The organism is Kitasatospora sp. NPDC004614, assembly GCF_042873675.1.
In the GTDB taxonomy this organism is placed as follows: domain Bacteria; phylum Actinomycetota; class Actinomycetes; order Streptomycetales; family Streptomycetaceae; genus Kitasatospora.
On the sequence record NZ_JBIALR010000026.1, the window covers coordinates 35165 to 54404 of the forward strand.

The 19240-nt window shown below is 72.5% G+C and carries 16 protein-coding genes, 1 pseudogene and 1 riboswitch; of the genes and pseudogenes, 11 read left to right on the top strand and 6 right to left on the bottom strand.

Features of this window, described 5'->3' with window-relative positions; all coding sequences use genetic code 11:
- Window positions 1-106 precede the first annotated feature (106 nt).
- Entirely contained in the window at window positions 107-1357 is a 1251-nt protein-coding gene (locus ACFYST_RS33460; RefSeq protein ID WP_387867867.1) for a hypothetical protein, read from the bottom strand.
- Between the two features lie 281 nt (window positions 1358-1638).
- Between ACFYST_RS33460 and cobF the strand changes: the two genes are divergently transcribed.
- Both cobF and metE read left to right on the top strand, forming a co-directional pair.
- On the top strand, window positions 1639-2400 hold the full coding sequence (cobF, locus tag ACFYST_RS33465) for a precorrin-6A synthase (deacetylating) (protein WP_387867869.1): 762 nt from the start codon (window positions 1639-1641) through the stop codon (window positions 2398-2400).
- Window positions 2401-2463: 63 nt separating this feature from the next.
- A riboswitch (cobalamin riboswitch) is annotated at window positions 2464-2686 on the top strand.
- A 147-nt stretch (window positions 2687-2833) separates the two neighbouring features.
- A complete protein-coding gene (gene metE / locus ACFYST_RS33470; protein ID WP_387867871.1) occupies window positions 2834-5140 on the top strand; it encodes a 5-methyltetrahydropteroyltriglutamate--homocysteine S-methyltransferase in 2307 nt (768 codons plus the stop codon).
- A gap of 414 nt (window positions 5141-5554) precedes the next feature.
- On the opposite strand, the gene ACFYST_RS33475 is transcribed toward metE, so the two are convergent.
- Complete coding sequence (locus ACFYST_RS33475) at window positions 5555-6202, bottom strand: CAP family protein (RefSeq protein WP_387867873.1); 648 nt, start codon at window positions 6200-6202, stop codon at window positions 5555-5557.
- Between the two features lie 474 nt (window positions 6203-6676).
- Here ACFYST_RS33475 and ACFYST_RS33480 point away from each other — a divergent pair, with 474 nt between their 5' ends.
- The 3 genes and pseudogenes from ACFYST_RS33480 (at window position 6677) to ACFYST_RS33490 (ending at window position 8741) form a co-directional block, all read left to right on the top strand.
- On the top strand, window positions 6677-7060 hold the full coding sequence (locus tag ACFYST_RS33480; RefSeq protein ID WP_387867875.1) for a hypothetical protein: 384 nt from the start codon (window positions 6677-6679) through the stop codon (window positions 7058-7060).
- Window positions 7061-7080: 20 nt separating this feature from the next.
- Window positions 7081-7176 (top strand): annotated as a pseudogene (locus tag ACFYST_RS33485) (GNAT family N-acetyltransferase); the annotation flags it as partial.
- Window positions 7177-7469: 293 nt separating this feature from the next.
- On the top strand, window positions 7470-8741 hold the full coding sequence (locus ACFYST_RS33490; RefSeq protein ID WP_387867877.1) for a response regulator: 1272 nt from the start codon (window positions 7470-7472) through the stop codon (window positions 8739-8741).
- Here the strand turns inward: ACFYST_RS33490 and ACFYST_RS33495 are convergent.
- Together ACFYST_RS33495 and ACFYST_RS33500 are read right to left on the bottom strand one after the other, a co-directional pair.
- Window positions 8730-10097: a carotenoid oxygenase family protein gene (locus tag ACFYST_RS33495; RefSeq protein WP_387867880.1), complete on the bottom strand. Its 1368-nt coding sequence runs from the start codon at window positions 10095-10097 to the stop codon at window positions 8730-8732. The two genes, ACFYST_RS33490 and ACFYST_RS33495, sit on opposite strands and share 12 nt — an antisense overlap.
- Window positions 10094-10846 carry a TetR/AcrR family transcriptional regulator gene (locus ACFYST_RS33500; RefSeq protein WP_387867883.1) on the bottom strand — a complete coding sequence of 251 codons (753 nt, stop codon included), beginning with the start codon at window positions 10844-10846 and terminating at the stop codon, window positions 10094-10096. Before ACFYST_RS33500 ends, ACFYST_RS33495 begins: the two co-directional genes overlap by 4 nt.
- Window positions 10847-11081: 235 nt before the next feature.
- On the opposite strand from ACFYST_RS33500, the gene ACFYST_RS33505 reads away from it, so the two are divergent.
- Window positions 11082-12143 (top strand): TolB family protein, encoded by a 1062-nt coding sequence (locus ACFYST_RS33505; protein ID WP_387867886.1) that lies wholly within the window; start codon window positions 11082-11084, stop codon window positions 12141-12143.
- Window positions 12144-12177: 34 nt separating this feature from the next.
- Here the strand turns inward: ACFYST_RS33505 and ACFYST_RS33510 are convergent, their stop codons facing one another.
- Window positions 12178-13779 carry a multicopper oxidase family protein gene (locus tag ACFYST_RS33510; RefSeq protein ID WP_387867888.1) on the bottom strand — a complete coding sequence of 534 codons (1602 nt, stop codon included), beginning with the start codon at window positions 13777-13779 and terminating at the stop codon, window positions 12178-12180.
- On the bottom strand, window positions 13772-14224 hold the full coding sequence (locus tag ACFYST_RS33515) for a hypothetical protein (RefSeq protein ID WP_387867891.1): 453 nt from the start codon (window positions 14222-14224) through the stop codon (window positions 13772-13774). Before ACFYST_RS33515 ends, ACFYST_RS33510 begins: the two co-directional genes overlap by 8 nt.
- 159 nt (window positions 14225-14383) lie before the next feature.
- On the opposite strand from ACFYST_RS33515, the gene ACFYST_RS33520 reads away from it, so the two are divergent.
- From ACFYST_RS33520 to ACFYST_RS33540, 5 genes are all read left to right on the top strand, one after another.
- A complete protein-coding gene (locus ACFYST_RS33520; protein WP_387867892.1) occupies window positions 14384-15265 on the top strand; it encodes a LysR family transcriptional regulator in 882 nt (293 codons plus the stop codon).
- A gap of 89 nt (window positions 15266-15354) precedes the next feature.
- Window positions 15355-15951 (top strand): TetR-like C-terminal domain-containing protein, encoded by a 597-nt coding sequence (locus ACFYST_RS33525; protein ID WP_387867895.1) that lies wholly within the window; start codon window positions 15355-15357, stop codon window positions 15949-15951.
- Window positions 15948-16463, top strand: a complete 516-nt coding sequence (locus tag ACFYST_RS33530; protein WP_387867897.1) for an SRPBCC family protein — start codon at window positions 15948-15950, stop codon at window positions 16461-16463. Before ACFYST_RS33525 ends, ACFYST_RS33530 begins: the two co-directional genes overlap by 4 nt.
- A gap of 51 nt (window positions 16464-16514) precedes the next feature.
- On the top strand, window positions 16515-18848 hold the full coding sequence (locus ACFYST_RS33535) for an ATP-binding cassette domain-containing protein (RefSeq protein ID WP_387867992.1): 2334 nt from the start codon (window positions 16515-16517) through the stop codon (window positions 18846-18848).
- A 73-nt stretch (window positions 18849-18921) separates the two neighbouring features.
- Complete coding sequence (locus ACFYST_RS33540; protein WP_387640770.1) at window positions 18922-19239, top strand: trypco2 family protein; 318 nt, start codon at window positions 18922-18924, stop codon at window positions 19237-19239.
- Window position 19240 lies beyond the last annotated feature (1 nt).

The window sequence follows — 19240 nt, forward strand, 5'->3', positions numbered from 1 at the left end:
TCCGAAGCCGTTCCACTCATGCCCACTGAAACCCGTTCCCGCTGTGGGAACCGTGGAGCCCGCGCGCCGGCCCCGCAGGTGAGAGCCCGGCGCGCGGGGCGGAGGGTCAGGAGGTCTTGGTGATGAGCAGCACGGTGTACGTCCCGCACTGGGAGCCGTTGACCTGGTTGCTGACCACCCAGCCGGCCGGGATCGGGGACGGGCCGCAGACCACCAGGTAGGTCTGGGTGGTGACCTTCGTCAGCGTGTACACGGTGTAGACCCCGCACAGTCCGGAGTTGCCGAACGCCTGGGTGATCACCCAGCCGGCGGGGATCGGCGACTGTCCGCAGACGGTCAGGCTGGTCTGGGTGGTGACCTTCGTCAGGGTGTTGACGTTGTAGGTGCCGCAGGCCGAATTGTTGCTCTGCACCTGGGTGATGACGTACCCGGACGGGATCGCGGACTGGCCGCAGACCTGGAGCGTCGTCTGGTCGGCGACCTTGACCAGCGAGTACCCGGGGTAGCTGCCGCAGCCGGCGCCGCTCTGCATCGTGGTGATCACCCAGCCGTCGGGGATGCGGGAGTTGGAGCACACCTGGAGCGAGGTCTGGGTGGTCACCAGCGTCACCGTGTACGTCCCGTAGGTGCCGCAGGCGGGCGAGTTGGGCTGGATCGCGGTGATCACCCAGCCGGGGAGGATCGCGGACTGGCCGCAGTCCTGGAGCGTGGTCTGGGTGGTGACCTTCAGCAGGGAGTACTGCGGGTAGTTGCCGCAGCCGGCGCCGTTCTGCGAGGAGGTGATCACCCAGCCGTCCTGGATCGGCGACATCGCGCAGGCCTGGTACGAGGTCGCCGTGGGCGGGATCAGCGTCACGGTGTACGTCCCGTAGGTGCCGCAGGCGGGCGAGACGGTCTGGACCGCGGTGATCACCCAGCCGGGGAGGATCGCGGACTGGGCGCAGTCCTGGAGCGTGGTCTGGGTGGTGACCTTCAGCAGCGAGTACAGCGGGTAACTGCTGCCGCAGGTCGGGCCGGTCTGCATCGCCGTGATCACCCAGTGGTCGGGGACGGGCGAGTTGGAGCAGGCCTGGATGGTGGTGGCGTCGCCCAACTCCGTGATGGTGAACAGCCCGTAGCCGCTGCACCCGGCCCAGTTCTCGCTGGTGATCACCCAGCCTGCGGGGACGGGGGTGTACCCGCAGATGGTGGTCGTCGCTCCCTGCGCCACTGCCGGAGCGGCCTGTGCCACTGCCGGAGCACCCTGTGCCACCGCCGGAGCGGCGTGCGCCGTCGGCGCGCTCACAAGCGTGACGGCGCCCAGCAGGACGGCCATCACCGCGATCCATCTGGTCAGTGTCTGCCGAAGTCCTGTCATCTCCGTTGCCCCTCCTGGTCGGTGTCCGGCGCGGTGAGCCTGGCAGGCCGCCGGGTCCGTGAACAGACCGCGTCCCACCTGCGGCGTTACCGCCGGATCGGGGCCGAAAACCGTTCGCCCACCCCTGCACCGCCCTGGTCCACCGCGCCCCTCGGGATCGGCCCCCGCGGAAGGACGACACCCGGCCGAGTTCGAAGGCGGCAGCTGGTTGACGGAGCATCCGTTCCCCAACGTGCCTCCCACCTGCGGCTGCGCGGGAGGGACCAGGCAGAATCGGCGTCATGCGTACCCTTCTCGTCATCGGCATCGGCGCGGGCGATCCCGACCACCTCACTCTGGAGGCGGTCAAGGCGATCGGCCGCACGGATGCGTTTCTGCTGCTGGACAAGCCCGAGGAGCGCCAGGACCTGATCCGGTTGCGGCGACAGATGATCGCCGAGCACGGGCGGCCCGGGCACCGGGTGGTCGAGTTGATCGACCCGGCGCGCGACCGGAGCACGGCCGCGTACCGGGAGGCCGTCGAGGAGTGGCGGGAGCGGCGGGCCGATCTGGTCGAGCAGGCGGTGATCGAGGAGCTGGCGGACGGCGAGACCGGTGCCCTGCTGGTCTGGGGCGACCCGGCGCTGTACGACAGCGTGACCGCCGTGCTGGACCGGATCCTGGCGCGCGGCCGCACCGAGTTCGAGTACACCGTCATCCCCGGCATCAGCAGCATCTCGGTCCTGGCCGCCCGCCACCGCACCACCCTGACCCGCACCGCGCGGCCGGTGCGGATCACCACGGGGCGCCGCCTCGCCGCCGAAGGCTTCGGGCCGGGCTCAGAAGACGCGGTGGTGATGCTGGACGGGCAGGCCGCGTTCACCAAGATCGACCCGGCGGGTGTGCACATCCACTACGGCGCCTACCTGGGCACCGAGGACGAGATCCTGGCCTCCGGTCCGCTCGCCGAACAGGCGGACCGGATCGCGGAGTTGCGCGAGCAGGCGCGCGAACGCAAGGGCTGGATCATGGACAGCTACCTGCTGCGCCGCACCGAGGACTGACCCCGCACACCCCATCGAGCGGACGGGTGCGGAGCCCAACTCCCCCACCCGTCCGCCTCGTTCTAGACTGATCGCGCAACTGGTTCGCGCACTGCCTCTGGGCAGGCGCGTCGTAAGAGGGAACCCGGTGGGAATCCGGGACTGCCCCGCAGCGGTGAGTGGGAACGACCGCCGTCATACGCACTGGGTCCGGACGGGCCCGGGAAGCGACGGCCAGTAGGTGTCCGGGCGTCGGCCCGGGCGGGGCCCGCGAGTCCGAAGACCTGCCCGTTGCCCGGGTGCGACGGCTCGCTCCCGGCCTCCGGTGACCTCGCGGGCGGGTCGGCCAACCATCGGTCGGGCAGGCGCAGTTGACAGCGCCGCACGACTCACGGGCCTTCGCTTTCCGCGGTGTCGTCGGACCCAGGTTCGAGGCTCGCGAAGGAGAGTCCCCTTGACCACGAGGTCCACAGCCGCGGCAACTGTCCACGGCTACCCCCGTCAGGGCGCCGACCGGGAACTGAAGAAGGCCGTCGAGGGCTACTGGAAGGGCACCGTCGCCGCTGACGCGCTGCTCGCCGCCGCCGCCGAACTGCGCTGCGCCAACTGGCGTCAACTGGCCGGCGCCGGCATCACCGAAGTCCCCACCGGCGACTTCTCGCTGTACGACCACGTGCTGGACACCACCGTCGCCGTCGGTGCGATCCCGCCCCGGCACCGGGCCGCGGTGGACGCCGACCCGCTGGCCGGCTACTTCGCCATGGCGCGCGGCACCCAGGAACTCGCGCCGCTCGAAATGACCAAGTGGTTCGACACCAACTACCACTATCTGATACCGGAGTTGGGGCCGGACACGGTGTTCGTCGCGAACTCCGCCAAGCAGGTCGGCGAGCTCCGCGAGGCACTCGGCCAGGGCTACCGGGCCCGCCCGGTGCTGCTCGGCCCGGTCAGCTACCTGCTGCTCGCCAAGGCCGCGCCCGGAACCGCGAACGGTTTCGAGCCGCTCACCCTGCTGGACCGGCTGCTGCCGGTGTACGCCGAACTGCTGGCCGAACTGCGGGCCGCCGGCGCCGGATGGGCCCAACTGGACGAACCGGCGCTCGTCCAGGACCGCACCCCGGCCGAACTGAACGCCGCCGCCCGCGCGTTCCGCGACCTCGGCGCGCTGACGGACCGTCCGAAACTGCTGGTCGCCTCGTACTTCGACCGCCTCGGCGAGGCCCTGCCGGTACTTGCCGAATCCCCGGTCGAGGGTCTGGCGCTGGACTTCACCGGACCGGCCGCCGGCAACCTCGCCGATCTCGCCGCGGTCGGCGGCCTGCCCGGCAAGCGGCTGGTCGCGGGCGTGGTGGACGGCCGCAACGTGTGGATCAACGACCTGGAGAAGTCGCTGGCCACCCTCGCCACCCTGCTCGGCCTCGCCGACCGGGTGGACGTCGCCCCGTCCTGCTCGCTGCTGCACGTCCCACTGGACGTGGTCGCCGAGCGCGACCTGGACCAGCAGATCGGCCGCTGGCTGGCGTTCGCCCGGCAGAAGGCCGCCGAGACGGCCCTGCTGGCCCGCGCCCTGCGCGAGGGGACCTCCGCCGTCACCGCCCAACTCGCTGCCAACCGGGCCGACTTGGCGTCCCGCGCGGCATCCCCGATCACCCGCGACCCGGCCGTCCGGGCCCGCGCCGCCGCCGTCACCGACGCCGACACCCGCCGCGCCGACCCGTACCCCGTCCGCGCCGCCGCCCAGCGGGCCCGGCTCCAGTTGCCGCCGCTGCCCACCACCACCATCGGCTCGTTCCCGCAGACCGACGAACTGCGCACCGCCCGCGCCGAGTTGAACGCCGGACTGCTGGAGGAGGCGGACTACCACGCGCGGATGGCCGACGAGATCCGCGAGGTGATCGCCTGCCAGGAACAGGCCGGCCTGGACGTGCTCGTGCACGGCGAACCCGAACGCAGCGACATGGTGCAGTACTTCGCCGAGCAGCTCACCGGCTACCTGACCACCCGGCACGGCTGGGTGCAGTCCTACGGCACCCGGTACGTGCGGCCGCCGGTGCTGGCCGGTGACATCTCCCGCCCGTCCCCGATGACCGTCGACTGGTACGCGTTCGCACAGAACCTGACGGACCGCCCGGTCAAGGGCATGCTGACCGGACCGGTCACCATGCTGGCCTGGTCGTTCGTCCGCGACGACCAGCCGCTCGCCGACACCGCCCGGCAGGTCGCGCTGGCGCTGCGCGACGAGGTCGCCGACCTGGAGGCGGCGGGCGCGGCGGTGATCCAGGTGGACGAGCCGGCGCTGCGCGAGACGCTGCCGCTGCGCCGGGCCGGGCGGCCCGGGTACCTGGACTGGGCGACCGGGGCGTTCCGGCTGGCCACCTCGCCGGTGCGCTCCGACACCCAGATCCACACCCACATGTGCTACGCCGAGTTCGGCGACATCCTGGGCGCCATCGGCGAGTTGGACGCGGACGTGATCTCCCTGGAGGCGGCCCGCTCGCACATGCAGGTCGCCCACGAGCTGGCCGCCGCCGGCTGGTCGGCCGAGGTCGGCCCGGGCGTGTGGGACATCCACTCGCCGCGCGTTCCGTTCCCCGCCGAGACCGTCCTGCTGCTGCGCCTGGCGCTCACCACCGTCCCCGCCGAGCGCCTGTGGGTCAACCCCGACTGCGGCCTGAAGACCCGCGGTTGGCCCGAGACCCGCGCCGCGCTCCACAGCCTGGTCGCCGCCGCCCACACCCTCCGCGCGGAGCTGCCGGGCTGACGGCCTGTCGGACTGACGCGCTGACGGCCCTGGTGGTTCAGACGTCGAACCGGACGCCGGTCAGCCGCTCCGACAGCTCCCACAGCTCCCACAGCCGCCGTGCACACGCTGGTGCAGTCGCTGCGCTACCAGGTGCAGGCCGACACGCCGTCCGTGCGGGTGCAGGAGGTGGTGTTGCCCTGGTCGACACGGCGATGACGGCGGACCGGGAGGGCGCGGTCCGCAAGCTGTCGGCCGCCGAGGCCGCCACCACGATCGTCCGGGGCATCGAACGTGGCCGCCCCGTCGTCGCGGTGGCGCCTCCCGCGCCCTGCCGGCGCTGCTGCGCGTACACCACCCGATCGCCCACCGCATCCTGCGGGACGGCTGAACACCGCCCTGGTTCTCGGCCGGAATTCAGCTCTGACGACGGCCCTACGACCTCACCACCGGCAGGACGTTCTCCCGGTACGACTTGCCCGGGTCCTTCGGATCCGCCGCGGAGTTCCCGCGCGGTGCGAAGTCGCACGCGATGTACGTGTCGAACCAGAAGTAACCGTCCTTGTCGGGGCCGCCGTCGCGCCGGCCGCCCACCCGGGCGCAGCCGATCTTCGTGGTGGACTTCCACACCAGCTGGGTGAAGTTGCCGGTCTCGCGGGAGAAACCGGGCTTGCTGTAGTCGTAGGACGCGGCCCCCGCGTACCAGGAGTCCACCGCGCCCTTGCAACCGTCCGGCGTGTAGCCGCCTTCGGGGTTGTCGCCGGCGAACGAGCTCCAGCTCAGGGTCTCGCCGTACGCACGGGCCAGACCGTCGTGCTGGAAGCCGCCCGGCTCGGAGATCTTCTGTGCGCGGGACTTGGCGTACTCCACGATCTCCGGATCGATTGCGAGCGGAGGTGCCTGGTGCTTGGCCCGGTACGCGTTGATGGCCGTGAGGCAGTCGCTCTGGAACCCGTTGTCCGTCCGGTCCGCGAACGCACGCCGCACCGGACCGGCAGCCGTCGCGGGCTGCATCACCGTCATCATCGCCACGGCCGCCGCAGCCGCCGCCAGGGCAACCCTGCGGACCTGAGGTGCAATCAAGGAGTCCTCCTACTCACGCTGATCCAACTGCCCTGCTTAACGCTCTCACCTCCCCCAGGGCACGACACCCGGCCGACGGTGCGGCGCGCACGCGGACCTGCGCAATCGTTGTTACAGCCTCGGTACGTCCGCCCAGTGTGTCGGTGGCGGGCGCTACAGTCCGCCCGTCGTCGAGTAGGAGTGCCATGAACAGCCAGATCGACTGGCCGTCAGTCCGGGAGCGGGTCATCGCCGTGGAGGAGGCGGATCGGCGTGCGCGTGGCCTCGCGCCCTCTCGGCATCCGACGTTCGAACCCGTCCTGACTCCCGACGAGATCGCGGAGGTCGAGGCGCAGTGCGGTGTCGAACTCCCCGCCGACTACCGCTCGTTCCTGGCCGAGGTCGGGGTGAACGGCCCAGGTCCGTGGGTTCGAGCTCACCTCGTTGCGCCGAGTCGACGGCAGGTGGGGGTGGGTCTGGGACGACGACGAGACCTTGCGCTGGCTGCTGGACTCCAGCGGGCCGTTCGTCGAGACCGAGGACTGGCCGACCCGCCAGGCGGAAATCCTTCGAGCCGCCGGATACGAGCCCACGCCCCAAGGCGCAGACAACCGCTCCGACTTCCGCAGGGCCTTCGGTGAGGCCGGCGGCGAACGCTGGTACCGGGAGCGCGGGCGGGGTGCGATCCACCTCAGCAACGACGGGTGCGGGGCATCCGGCTGGCTCATCGTCGTCGGCCCGCATCGCGGGGAACTCCGCGACCGGGAGCAGGGCATCAACCCGCCCTTCGAGCCGTACGTCGACGCGGCGGGAAACCGCCACACCTTTGGCACCTGGTACCTCGAGTGGCTCGAGCGGTGCGAGTCGGCGGCTCAGTGATCAAGGGCACCCTGGACGCACTGGGGTGTTTGCAGGTGACGTACATTCCGGGGCTCGGGAAGGGCGGTGCGGAGCGGGCGTTGATCGAGGCGGTGCGGGTTCGGGCGGAGCCGCGCCGCTCACGTGAACGGCCTCGCAGGCTCTCCGCCCTCGCCCGTACGGATGAACACGCGGGGCGCGGAAAGCGGTGAATCCGACAGCCGGTTGACGGCGCGTCAATCTGATACTGCCTCAAAATCACGGGACACCAGTCCTGTTGCCGGTCCGGCGCGTCCGCGTGTTGCGGGGCGCGCAACACCCTCACGATCCGGCATGCTGCTGTCCACCCCGGCGCAGCGGCGGCCGGGGTTGGCGCGACCGACCCGTGACGGGCCGGCGGGTACGGGTGGAGGATTCGGGTGCGGCGTACATGGCGACCCGGCGGATCGACGAACGGCCGACGGGGGTGTGGAGCGTGATGGCGGGGCCTGTCCGGGACGGCGGGCTCCTGCCGCTGGATCGTGAACTGAACAGGGAGTGCCGGGAGTTCGCGGAGACGTTGCGGGAGCTGTTCCTGGAGCTCGGTATCTCGGTGCGCCGGTACGCCACCCGGTGCTATCTCAACCCGGGCACGCTGTCCCGGTATTTGGCGGGGTCGCGGATCGCGCCGTGGCAGTTCGTCGAGGAGTTGCTGCACCATCTCGACGAGGACTGCGGAACCCGGCTCGACCCGCCTGCCCTGGAGGGGCTGCGCCGCAGGCATGTGGCGGCGCTGAAGACGGCGGCGTCGATCGGCCGGGCGGTGCAGCAGTTGGAGGGCCAGTTGCAGGCGGCGGACCGGGAGGCCCGCCGGGCGGGGGCGCGCGAGGAGCAGCTGGACCACGCGCTGGACGACACCCGGCAGACCATCGCCGCTCTGGACGCCCGGCTGGTCCGCCTGGAGTCCCGGCCCCTGCTGCCCGCACCGCCGGACCGCCCCGAGCCGTCCGCGCCGCAGGAGCACGCCGAACCACCCACGACGCCCGACCGCGCCGACCTGCTCGCCGAGCGCGACGCGCTGGCCCAGGAGGTGGAGCGGCTGGCCGAGGAGCTGGCCCGCGCCCGGGAGCGGGCGGCCTGCGCGGAGACCCGGTGCGACCTGTTCGAGCGTCAACTCGCCCTGGTGGAGCAGCAGCAGGGCCTCGCGGACATCCCCTTGCAGCCGGCGTGCCCGCTGGAGGAGGGTCCACCGCCGAAGGTGCTGCTGGTGGACGACCGGCCGGACAACCTGATGGTGCTGGAGGCCGTCCTGGGGCCGCACGGCCACCGGCTGGTGCGGGCCGCGTCCGGCCCGGACGCGTTGCGGGCGCTGCTGGAGCCGGACGAGTTCGCGGTGATCCTGTTGGATGTGCAGATGCCGGGGATGGACGGCTACGAGACCGCCGCGGCCATCAAGCGCCGGGCCCGGACCCGCGACATCCCGATCATTTTCGTCACCGCGATCGGCACGGATCCGGACCATTCGATGCGCGGTTACGCGGCGGGCGCGGTCGACTTCATCCCGAAGCCGGTCGATCCGTGGGCGCTGCGCGCGAAGGTCGCCGTGCACGTCGAGCTGCACCGTGAGCGCCGCCGCCACGCCACGCTCCCCGCGCCGACCCGGCACACCATCGCGAGCTCCACCGGCGCGATCCCGAAGGCCGGTGCGCCGTCAGTGAGTTGATGATCCGTCAGGTACCCAGTTGCCGTGCAGGCCGAGCGGCACCCGGACGGGCAGGTGGATGCGGGCGACGGGTTCGCCCGCGAAGTCCTGCGCGGCGAGGATGACCAGGTCGGCCGCGCCGCGTTCGGGGTCGTGCGCGTACGCCATGAGGTAGCCGTCGTCCTCGGCGGTGAGTGATTCGGCGGGGACGAACACGCCCTCGCCGACGGCGCCGAACCGGCCGAACTCGTGGGCCTCGACTGTGCCGCGCAGCAGGTCGTGCTTGAGCAGGGCGCTGCTGAACCCCTCGTTGGGGCGCGGGTCGTCGGGGCCGGTGGGTGCGGCGTACAGTTCGGCCGCGGCAGCGTATCCGTAGCGGTGCGGGCGGCCGACCCGGCGGGGGTCGACGCGCGGGAACTCCTGGGTGCGGTCGTCCATTCGCTCCTCGCGGATCCTGCCTGCTGCCAGGTCGATCCGCCACCGGTCGAGGGTGGGGCGGCTGCGGCCGAAGTCGCGGATGGTGAAGCCCTCGGGGTGGCGGACCACGTCGATCACCACCTCGGTGCCGTCCTCGTACGCGTTGAGGGTGTGGCCGACCAGGCAGGGGGCGACGTCGAACCAGCGCACCGGCCCGCCGCTGCGCGGCATGATGCCGACGCGGGCCTGGTGGGTGTCGTCCCAGGTGAACGGCACGCCGGTGGGCAGGTGGGCGGGGCTGAACACCACGGGGGCGTCGAACAGGACGACGTGGTGCTCGGTGAGCGCGAAGTCGTGCATGTACGGGTTGCCTGGGGTGTGGATCAGCGTGGTGCGGCGGACGGTGCCGTGGTGGTCCATCACGATGTGCTGGACGTGCTCGGTGCCGTACCGGAATGCGAGCGAGTGCAGTTCCCGGGTGTGCGGGTCGTAGACGGAGTGCGCGTTGGCGCTGTAGCCCTCGGGGGTGGCGCCGAGGTCGCAGGGGCCCAAGGTGTCGAGTTCGTAGCCGAGTTCGTAGGGGCGGATGCCGCCTTCGATCAGCGCGAAGGTGCGGCCGTCCAGCCCGGCGACCTGGACGTTGGGCGCGAAGTCCAGCCGGGGGTCGACGGGGGTGCCGCGGCGCGGTTCGCCGAGGTGGTCGGCGACGGCGGCCGAGCGCACCCAGCGGTTGCGGTACCACTCGGCGCGGCCGTCGCGGATCCGGACGCCGTGCACCATGCCCGGGCCGAGGGTCCAGATGTGCGCGGCGGGGTCCTCGATGCCCAGTGCGTTGGGGCCGTTGCGCAGGTAGCGGCCGTTCAGGTGGGCCGGGATGCGGCCGGTGACGGGCAGGTCGTGGGCGGTGATCTCTTCGGTGACCGGAGTGAAGCTGCCCGTCAGATAGCGGTTGATCGTCATGCCGGCTGTCCTTGTCCGTGCGGTTGGGCGGGGGAGTCTTCGACGGCGGAAGGTCCGTATGCCGGCTGTCCTTGTCCGTGCGGTTGGGCGGGGGAATCTTCGACGGCGGAAGGTCCGTTCGGGTCGCTCGGAAACCGTCCGTGCGGTTCGGCGAGGAACGCCCGGCCCACCGCCGCCATCAGTGCGTCGAAGCGGTGGGCGGCGCTCTCCGGCGGGAAGTGGCCGGCGAGTTCGAGGCTCACCGCGCCGTGGGCGGCCGCCCAGAGGAGCTTGGAGATCTCGTGCGCGTCGCCGGGCGCGAAGACGCCGGCGTCGATGCAGTCCTGGACGGCCGCGACGGAGGCGTCGAAGGCGTGGTCGGCGTCGGCCAGCGCCTCCGGTCCGGGCCGGTAGCCGGGCACCGCCTGCTCGAACATCACCCGGTAGTAGGCGGGTTCGGCGAGGGCGTGCACGCGGTAAGCGGCGCCGAGGTCGTTCAATACGGTCAACGGGTCGGCGGCGCGCGGGACTTGCTGCTGAGCGCGGCTCAGCCGGGCGAACCCCTCGCGGTAGAGCGCGTCGGCCAGGCCCTCCTTTCCGCCGAACATGGTGTACAGGACCTTGGTCGAGGCACCGATGCCGGTGGCGATCCGGCGCATCGTCAGCGCGGCGGGCCCCTCGGTAACCAGGAGGTCGATGGCGTGGTCGAGGATCGCGGTCCGCACGGCACTCTGGCCGATGCGTTGGGCGTCCTGGTAGGGCGTGTTCACGGGTAACACCGTAGCCCGCCGGCAACAGTGTTACCCACACTTTCCGACAATCCGTTGCGTCGTCAGCCTGCCTTTCCCGTACGGCAGTTCGCGGTGGCGACTTATCCGGACTTACTGGTAGGAAACTTTCCTTTCACCTAATCTCCGAAGGAAACGGCTCGGCGCGGCCCACCCATGGTGTAGGGCCGCATCCCCTCACCGCCGGCCGGCGCATCCCGCCCGAAGGGAAACCCTCATGACGACCGAGACCACACCAGGGGACGTATTCGACGCCACCCAAGACACCGGCTCCGCACCGGACTTGACGGAGCGGCCGACGGCCGCGGCCCGCCTGGTGGTCCTGGTGGTGGTCGTGGTCACGACGCTCGGCGCCGCACTCGGGTTCGCCCTGCACACCTGCCACCGCGACGGCCCGCACCGGAACGTCCCCGCCGACGCCACCTTCACCCTCGACGAACCCGGCCTCTACTACCGCGACGCCGCCTCCGGCCGGATCGCCCGCACCCCGCGCGGCGGCGACGGCCCGGCGACGGTCGGCGGCCCGTCCTGCGAACGCTTCTACGCCGCGGGCGACCGCGCCCTGTGCCTGCGCATCAAGCCCGGCCGGCCCGCCTGCACGGAAGCGGTGATCTACGACCGGCACTTCCACCGGCTGCACACCCTCGTCCTCCCCGGCGTCCCGAACCGGGCCCGGGTCTCCCCGTCCGGGCACGTGCTGTCCTGGACGACCGTCACCCGGGGCACCCACGCCACCGCCGGCTACGCCAGCCGCACCTCGGTCCTCGACCTGCGCTCCGGCTACCTGGCCAAGTCCGTCGAGGACATCCCGCTGACCGTCGACGGCGTCCCCTCCCACGCCACCGACCTCAACTACTGGAGCGTCAACGTCGCCGCCGACGACAACCACTTCTACGCCACCGTCTCCGCCGACGGCCACACCCACCTGGTCGAGGGCGATCTGAAGACCTGGACGGCACACACCCTGCGGGAGAACGTCGAGTGCCCGACGCTCTCCCCCGACGGCACCCGGATCGCCTTCCGCAAGCGCGTCTCCGCCGGCCCCGCCGACCCCTGGCGCCTCTACGTCCTCGACCTCGCCGACCTGCACGACCACCCCGTGGCCGAGACCCGCGCCGTGAACGACCACGCCACCTGGCTGGACGCCCGAACGCTCGGCTACGCCCTCCCCGCGAAGAGCGGCCACGGCACCGACCTCTGGTCCGTCCCGGCGGACGGCACCGGCCGACCCCACCTGCTGGTGGCCGGTGCCTCCTCGCCCGTGATCATCGCCAACTGACGCCCACCGGCTCCCTCCGCTGCCCGCAGGCGTCTCACCGCACCTCCAGGTTCGCCATCATCCCCATGTCCTCGTGCTCCGCGTTGTGGCAGTGGAACAGGTACCGGCCGCGGTAGCCGTCGAAGCGGGTGATGATCTCGGCGGCCTCGCCCGGCCGCAGCGAGACGGTGTCCTTGAGTCCGGCGTCGTGCGGCTGCGGCGCGCGGCCGCCCCGGCTCAGGATGCGGAAGCCGACCAGGTGCAGGTGGATGGGGTGGTGGACGTCCGCAATCAGGCGCCAGACCTCCAGGTCGCCGAGCCGGACGCCGACGTCCTCCCGCGCCGGGTCGAACGGGCGCCCGCCGATCAGCCAGCCGTGGCCCTCGCCCATCCGTCCGGAGCGGAACGCGAACTCCCTTGTCCGAACGGCCTCTTCGCGCCGCCACTCGGGCAGGTCGGTGGCCAGCGCCTGCGGCACCCGGGTGTCCTCCCGCTGCGCCCGGACCACCCGGAACGCCATCACCTCCCGGGTCCGGCCGCTGCCCAGGCGGTTCAGCAGCCGGACCGTCCCGCCGACCGGCACCGGGCCGAAGTCGACCAGCAGGTCGTACCGTTCGGCCGGCGCGAGCGGCAGTCGGCGGTGCGTCACGGGCGCGGCCAGCAGGCCCTGGTCGGCGCCGATCTGCACCAACTCCAGTGCCCGCCCGTCCTGGTCGACCGCCTCCAGCTCGTAGTGGCGGGCGTTGGAGCCGTTGAGCACGCGCAGCCGGTGCCGCACCGCCGCCACCTCGTGCACCGGCCACGGCGCGCCGTTGACCAGGATCACATCGCCCAACACCCCTGCCATGTACGGCTCTTGCACCCCGGGGCGGTCGCGCAGCGCCGGGTCCAGCGACGGGTACACCAGGCTGCCGTCGGCGGCGAACGCCCGGTCGGTGATCACCAGCGGCAACTCACGCTCGCCGTCCGGGAGTTCGAGCGCCTTCTCGCTGTCCTCGCGGATGATGTGCAGCCCCGCCAGTCCGCGCCAGATCGCGGGGGCGGTGTAGTCCATCCGGTGGTCGTGGTACCAGAGCATGGTGGCGCGCTGCTCGTTGGGGAAGGTGTACTCGCGCACGACGCGGCTCTGCACGGCCCGCGGGTCCGCCATCCCGCCACCATGACCGCCATGTCCCCCGTGGCCGCCGCTATCGGGCCAACTCTCGGGCAGCACAAGGTCGGTGGGGTAGCCGTCGAACTCGGCGGGAGTACGTCCCCCGTGCAGGTGGACCACGGTGGGGACGGGCAGTTCGTTGCGGTGCGTGACCACGGTGGGGCGGCCGCGGCGGGCCTCGATGGTCGGGCCCGGGAAGCTGCCGCCGTACGTCCACACCGGGGTGCGCACGCCGGGCAGGATCTCGGCGACGGCCTCCCGCTGGGTGATCTCGTACCGGTCGACGCCCCCGCTGGTGGACACCGGCGCCAGCACCTGCGGCCTGGGCAGCGGCACTTGGAACGCGGGCGGCAGCTCGATCCCGCTGCGCAGCAGCCCGCCCGTCCCGGCGGGCCGGTGCGCGAGCGCCGCGGCCGAGGCCAGGCCGCCCGCCGTCAGCAACCCGAACGCGCCGCCCAGCGCGAGCAACCGCCGCCTGCTGACCATGAGTTGGCGCTCACTCACCGGACACCTCCGGCGCCCGGCCGGGCAGCGGGGCGCGCAGCAGGCCGACGGTGAGGACGGTGAGGCCGGCGATGGTGGCCACACCGAGCGGCAGGTGCAGCCACAGCGCGCCGTCGATCCCGGCGAAGTACTGGACCGTCTCGGCGATCACCACCAGCGCGGTGCCGGTCAGCGGCCAGCCGACCCGGCGGCGGTACCAGAACACCATGGCGGCGATCAGCTGCGCATAGCCGAGGCTGGTGACGGCGTTGGCCCCGGCCAGGTGCCAGCCCAGACCGTCGTACGAGCCACTGAGGTAGACGCCGGCGAACACCGGCTGCCCGTACACGGCCACCATGTGCACGGCGGCCAGCACGCGCAGCACCTGCCCGGCGGCACCGGTCCGGCCGGCACGACCGGCACGGTCGGCCGGTTCGGCGGGTTCGGGGACGGCTGACACAGCCATGACGGGGTACTCCCTCAATCCTGGTACGGGGTACGGAACTTGCACCTCCTCGACGCTATGTCCCCGCGGCTATCCCGTCTAAGATCAATATTGCTATGGGGTTATGCCGTTCCCGGCATGGACGGCGATGACCCGTTGCAGCAACACGGGGGGGCGGCCATGGACCTGCACGCACTGACCCAGTTCCTGGTGGTGGCACGGCTGGAACACCTGAGCCGGGCCGCCGAGGAACTCCGGGTCGCCCAGCCCTCGCTGAGCCGCACCATCGCCCGGCTTGAGGACGAACTCGGCACCCCGCTGTTCGACCGGGGCGGGCGGCTGCGCCTGAACGAGGCGGGCCGGCTGTTCCGCGGCTACGCGGAGCGGGCCCTCGGTGAACTGGAGGCCGGGCGCCGGGCCGTCGCGGAGGCGGCGGGCGACGGTTTCGGGACGGTCCGGCTGGCGTCCGAGACCTTCCTGACCTTCACCGCCCCGCTGGCCGCGTACAAGCGCGCCCACCCGGCCGCCGAGATCGACCTGCGGCAGCTCTCGGCCGATCTGATGGACCGTCAGCTCCGCGCGCACGAGGTGGACTTGTGTGTCGCCTCGCAGCCGGTCCGCACCGAGGGCCTGAAGAGCGCCCAACTCCTGGACGAGCCGGTCTGGTTGGCCGTGCACCGTGACCACCCGCTGGCCGGCCGCGGCTCCGTCGCCCTCCCCGACCTCTCCGCGCTCCCGTTCATCACGGCCCGGCCCGGCCACTGGAACCGCCGCCTGCTCGACCAGCTCTTCGGCTCGCTGGGCCACCCGCCCCGGATCGTCTGCGAGAGCGACGAACTCGCGGCCATCGCCGACCTGATCACCGCCGGCCTCGGCGTCGGCCTGATCCCCGCCGTCGGCCGCCAGATCGCCACCCGCCTCCCCCTCGCCCTCCTCTCCGTCGACCACCCCGCGTGCCGGCGCACCCTCACCCTCCACTGGTCCGAGTCCGCCCGCCTCTCCCCCGCCGCCACCCTGATGTGCGCCACCCTCCTCAACTGGCGCTGGCCGACCGGCCCCTGAGGATTCCGCTACGGCTGTTGCGTAATGACGCCGCTCCCACTAGCCTCATCCTCATTACGAGACACGCGTAGCGGAATCGGGGTGGGGACATGGCCAGGCCGCGGGACACCGCCGTCGACGCCAAGGTGCTGGAGGCGGCGCGCGTGCTGCTACGCGAGCGCGGCTACGCGGGGTTCGCGCTGGACGAGGCGGCCGCCCGCGCCGAGGTCGCCCGCACCACCGTGTACCGGCGCTGGCCCACCAAGGACCACCTGGTGGTCGCCGCCTTCGCCACCATGTTCGAGACCGCGCCGATCCGGGAGACCGGCGACGTCCGGGCCGATCTGACCGCCACCCTCACCGCGATCGCGGCCGGCCTGCGCCTGCCCGCCACCCGCGCCCTGGTGGCCGAGCTGATCGCCGCCGGCACCCGCCACCCCGAACTCGGCGACGCGCTGCGCCCGTTGTGGACGCAGCGCCGCACCGCGGCCGCCGAACTGCTCGTCCGGGCCGCCGCCCGCGGCGAGTTGGCGGCCGACGCCGACCCGGCGCTGATCATCGACCAGCTGGTCGGCCCGCTCTACTACCGGGTGCTGATCAGCGGCGACCCGATCGACGACCGCTTCGCGCGCGCCCTGGTGGACACCACCCTCGCGCGCCACCACTGGCACCCAACGACCGAATCACCACGGGGGAAACCATCATGAGCCTGTTCACCTGCGAGGTCAGCGCCGAAGCCGAGTTCCCGGGCACCCCGGAGACCGTCTGGCAGCTGCTCACCGACCACGACCGCTACCCGCAGTGGCACCCGGTGGTGGTCCGGGTCGAGGGCGAACTCGCCGTCGGCGCCCGCCAGACCGAGGTGGTCCGCACCGCCTCCGGCCGCGAGCTGACCTTCCACCCGGTGCTCACCGTGGTCGACCCGGGCCGCGAACTCTCCCGCGCCGGACGCCTGTTGGTGCCCGGGCTGCTCGACAACAAGCACTCCTACCTGATCACCGACCTCGGCGACGGCCGGGTCCGGGTCGTCCAGTCCGAACGCTTCACCGGCCTGCTCGCCGCCTTCTTCCACGGCCGCACCGCCCGCGACACCCAGGCCCGCTTCGCCACCGCGCTCGCCAACCTCGCCCCGCTCGCCGCCGTCGGCGTCACCGTCGCCGTCGCCTCCGACCAGGCGGCCCCGGTGGCGCAGCCCGCCGCGGGGTGCGTCGCGGGGTAGCGTGGCACGGTGAACGGCACGGAGATCTTCAGCGGCGGCAACGACGACGGCATGGTGCGGGTGCGCGGCGCGCGGGTGCACAACCTGCGGGACGTGGCGGTGGCCGTGCCGCGCGGGGCGGTGGTGGCGTTCACCGGGGTGTCGGGGTCGGGGAAGTCCTCGCTGGCGTTCGGGACGCTGTTCGCGGAGGCGCAGCACCGGTACCTGGAGTCGGTCTCGCCGTACGCGCGGCGGCTGTTGCGGCAGGTGGAGGCGCCGCAGGTGGACTCGGTGACGGGGATGCCGCCGGCGGTCGCGCTGGAGCAGCGCCGTTCGGTGCCGTCCTCGCGTTCCTCGGTCGGGACCATCTCCACCATGTCGAACCTGCTGCGGATGCTGTTGTCGCGGTGCGGCGACTACCCGGAGGGCGCGGCGCGGCTGGATTCGGACGCGTTCTCTCCGAACACTCCGGCCGGCGCCTGCCCGGAGTGTCACGGGCAGGGGGTGCTGCACCGGGTCACCGAGCAGTCGCTGGTGCCGGATCCGTCGCTGTCGATCCGGCAGGGCGCGGTCGCGTCCTGGCCGGGCGCGTGGCAGGGCAAGAACCTGCGGGACATCCTGGGCGCGCTCGGCCAGGACCTGGACCGGCCGTGGCGGGAGCTGCCGGCCCGCGACCGCGAGTGGATCCTGTTCACGGACGAGCAGCCGGTGGTGACCGTCCATCCGGAGCGCGAGCCGGGCCGGATCCAGCGTCCGTACCAGGGCAAGTACAGCAGTGCGCGCCGCCTGGTGCTGAAGGCGTTCTCCGAGTCCCGCAGCGAGGCGACCCGTGCCAAGGCCGCCGCGTTCATGACCCAGTCCCCGTGCCCGACCTGCCACGGCCGCCGACTGCGCCCCGAGGCCCTGGCGGTGACGTTCGCGGGCCTGCCCATCACCGAGCTCGCCGCTCTGCCCGCCGACCAACTCGTCGCCCTGCTGCGCCCGTTCACCGCCGGCGAGGGCCCGACCGGTCTGCTCACCACCGACCTGACCGACCGGCTCGCCGCCCTGCGACGCCTCGGCCTCGGCTATCTCTCGCTCGACCGCGCCGCCCCCACCCTGTCCACCGGTGAGCTCCAACGCCTGCGCCTGGCAAGCCAGTTGCGCTCCGGCCTGTTCGGCGTGGTGTACGTGCTGGACGAGCCGTCGGCGGGCCTGCACCCGGCGGACACCGAGGCGCTGCGCGAGGTCCTCACCGAGCTGCGCGCCGCCGGCAACACCGTCTTCCTGGTCGAGCACGACATGGCGGTGGTGCGCGGCGCGGACTGGCTGGTGGACGTCGGCCCGGGCGCGGGCACCGGCGGCGGCCAAGTGCTGTACAGCGGACCGGTGGACGGCCTGCGCGAGGTGCCCGGCTCCGCGACCCGCCGCTTCCTCTTCGACCCGCCGCCCCCGCCCGCGTCCCGGGGCCGCACCCCAACTGGCCTGCTGCGCCTGCGCGGTGTGACCCGACACAACCTGAGCGGCGTGGACGTCGACGTGCCGCTGGGCGTCCTGACCGCGGTGACGGGCGTCTCCGGCGCGGGCAAGTCGACGCTGCTCGGCGCGGCCGCCGACGCGGCGGCCACCGACCCGTCCGTGGGCCGGGTGGTGACGGTCGACCAGACCCCGCTGGGCCGCACCCCGCGCTCCAACCTGGCCACCTACACCGGCCTGTTGGACACCGTCCGCAAACTGTTCGCCGCCACCGACGAGGCCCGCCGGCGCGGCTACGACGCGGGCCGGTTCTCGTTCAACGTCGCCTCCGGACGCTGCCCGACCTGCGAGGGCGCGGGCGCGATCGAGGTCGAGCTGCTGTTCCTCCCCACCGCCTGGAACCCGTGCCCCGACTGCCACGGCAGCCGCTACAACCCGCAGACCCTCGAGATCACCTACCGCGGCGCCACCATCGCCGACGTCCTCGCCCTGACCGTCGACGCCGCCGCCCCGTTCCTCGCCGACGTCCCCGCCGCCGCCCGCATCCTGACCGTCCTCCGGCAGGTCGGCCTCGGCTACCTGCGCCTCGGCCAGCCCGCGCCCGAACTCTCCGGGGGCGAGGCCCAACGCGTCAAGCTGGCAGCGGAGTTGCACCACGCCCGCCGCCACCACACCCTCTACCTCCTCGACGAACCCACCACCGGCCTGCACCCCGCCGACAGCGAAGTCCTCACCGCCCAGCTCCACCGCCTGGTCGACGCCGGCGCCACCGTCCTCCTCGCCGAGCACCACCTCCCCCTGATCGCCACCGCCGACCACCTCATCGACCTCGGCCCCTCCGGCGGCGAGGCCGGCGGCCGCATCCTCGCCACCGGCACCCCGCCGGTGGTCGCCGCCACCCCCACCAGCCCGACCGCGCCCTACCTCGCCGCGTACCTCGGCTCAATTTGACCCAACCGCACCACCGTTGACATCCTCACCCCCTACGCTCGGCCCCGAACACTCCGAGCCGTGGGGGCGAACAATGGACCGTCATGACATCGAACTGGCCGACGCGATCGAGGCGATCCGGCTCGAACTCCTCGACGCCTCCGAACGCGGCCGCGGCCAGGCCATCCAGTTCGAAGTCGGCCCCGTCACCCTCGACTTCACCGTCGAACTGAAGCGCGACGCCCGCGCCAAGGCCGGCATCAAGGCCTGGGTCCTCTCCGCCGACACCGAGGCGGGCGTGGCGAGCACGCGGACCCACAAGGTGTCCGTCACCCTGACCCCGAAGGACGCGGACACCGGCGGCAGCGTCAACATCTCCAACGACGACCTGGGCAGCCGGGACGGATTCTGAC